General features: G+C 57.1%; 3 protein-coding genes. All 3 read right to left on the bottom strand.

The annotated features are described in order from the left end of the window. Nucleotides 1-130: 130 nt before the first annotated feature. The 3 genes from HH302_RS22205 to HH302_RS22215 all read right to left on the bottom strand — a co-directional run bounded on the left by HH302_RS22205 (nt 131) and on the right by HH302_RS22215 (nt 1,632). Nucleotides 131-589, bottom strand: coding sequence for a hypothetical protein (locus HH302_RS22205; protein ID WP_172205412.1), 459 nt, complete (start codon nt 587-589; stop codon nt 131-133). A 98-nt stretch (nt 590-687) separates the two neighbouring features. Next, nucleotides 688-939, bottom strand: a complete 252-nt coding sequence (locus HH302_RS22210; RefSeq protein WP_172205416.1) for a hypothetical protein — start codon at nt 937-939, stop codon at nt 688-690. Nucleotides 940-1,095: 156 nt separating this feature from the next. Beyond that, nucleotides 1,096-1,632 (bottom strand): SMI1/KNR4 family protein, encoded by a 537-nt coding sequence (locus tag HH302_RS22215; protein ID WP_172205419.1) that lies wholly within the window; start codon nt 1,630-1,632, stop codon nt 1,096-1,098. Nucleotides 1,633-1,764 lie beyond the last annotated feature (132 nt).

The following is a 1,764-nucleotide window of genomic DNA, read 5'->3' on the forward strand; positions in this document are numbered from 1 at the left end:
TTGCGTGGCCGTTGGATCAGTTCGCCTTGACTACTGGGGAAGCCCTTGTAGTTGAAAGTAACCGGCACCGGAGCGCCAGCGGAGGGAACCCAAACTGCGCAGCAGTTTGGGTGTCCGGTTGACTGACTTGTTAGGAGTTGTGCTCATCGACGCTGAGGTGACCAGCCTTGACTCCGAGTGCGCCGAGCCTGGGCGAGCTAAACAATAGCGCCCACGCCGGCTGGCCAGCGTAGTGCGTAAAGGTCTGCAACCAGCGCCCGTTTGAAAACGCAAGCTGAAGTTCCGGAATTCTTCCAACGGAACAGGCGTCGATGATTTGCGAACCTAGCAATGACTTTACCGCTGAAGCGATTCTGCGGTTTGATTCGCCACTTGCGCACACAATACTTCGCGGCCCTTCGATGCGCCAGCCAAAGTCAGCCATGACCGTGACGGCACCTTTCGGGTTTCCCTGCGAACCATCCTTGCGCCGACATTCGCCTATTTCCCCGAGTTCGAGAAACAGCGCAGATCCGTGGCCTAACCAGACGTGCGCCACGGACATGCCAATGATCTGGTTCAGCGCTGGTTGATTGATCGCGATGCTCAACTCCTAACGTTGGACGTAACGGGCGCCGGAGCGCAGCGAAGGGAACCAAAATGCGCAGCATTTTGGCGTCCCGTTGACGGACTTGTTAGGCGCCGCCGTCACTTGCCGCCCCAACGCCATTCTGGGCGCTCACCTTTGACCCAGCAGATCGCGACGAGCAGGAGCGTGAGAGCACCGGCGTAGGCGACGAAACGGGGAGCGCCATAGTTTGGCAGCACGGCGACCGCGCCCGCAAAGATTAGGACGAAATAGATGACGAAGACGACCCAACCCTGCCACACCGTGGGCAACCCCCAGCCCCAACCGTAACGTTTCGCGGGGAACCAGTATTGCTTTTCATTCGATGCCATAGCGTTTCCGTAAGCCACAAAAGAAACTGCAATTAGGTAAGGCGGTTGTTCTTGGCGCAAACAAAAAGCGGCGCCTAACGTTGGACGTAACGGGCGCCGGAGCGCAGCGGAGGGAACCAAAATGCGCAGCATTTTGGCGTCCCGTTGACGGACTGGTTAGGTCTCAAACGCATCGTCTCCCTCCAGACCACGGATGAATGACTCGAAGTCCTTTGCAAGGTACGTGATCTTGTAGTCGTTTTCCTGGTCGACATGTACGACGGCCGGCTCACCTTGAGGGCCACATTCGCGATAGTCCAAGCAGAGCATATCGTGACCGGCAGAAGGGCAGTCGGCGAAGTAGATGCCAATGGGTGGATAGCCCCACTCTTCGACCCAGAAGGCGCTATTGAACTCACCGCATAGGGAGTACGTCTGTTCTCGACCGATGGAGTAAATGCCTGTTAGCGCGACATGGTCGTCCGCCCACGAAGTTCGCTCACTGGTGCGATATTTCGAGAGGCGCGGAATTCCGCCGTTTTGACTTCGCATTAACGCGATATAGGAACTGGGAAGCTTGTATCCGAGTTCGCCTTCGAAAGCGGCGAGATCATGCTCATTGAACATTGGTCCAACGTACGCACTACGTGCAAAGTCGGAGTCTTCCCAGAAGTTACTCAGGTCAAATCCAGAAAATGGGGCGGTGGTTGTCATGAGACCTAACGTTGGACGTAACGGGCGCCGGAGCGCAGCGGAGGGCACCAAACTGCGCAGCAGTTTGGCGTCCCGTTGACGGACTTGTTAGCCCCACGGGACATCGCACTCCCCCTCCATGATCTCACCGTA

Origin of the sequence: Niveibacterium sp. COAC-50, from assembly GCF_013184235.1 — a bacterium.
In the GTDB taxonomy this organism is placed as follows: Bacteria; Pseudomonadota; Gammaproteobacteria; order Burkholderiales; family Rhodocyclaceae; genus Niveibacterium; species Niveibacterium microcysteis.

Excerpts from the sequence above, each read along its gene's own strand:
- HH302_RS22210 (WP_172205416.1), bottom strand. The coding sequence starts at position 939 with ATGGCATCGAATGAAAAGCAATACTGGTTCCCCGCGAAACGTTACGGT.
- HH302_RS22215 (WP_172205419.1), bottom strand. The coding sequence starts at position 1,632 with ATGACAACCACCGCCCCATTTTCTGGATTTGACCTGAGTAACTTCTGG.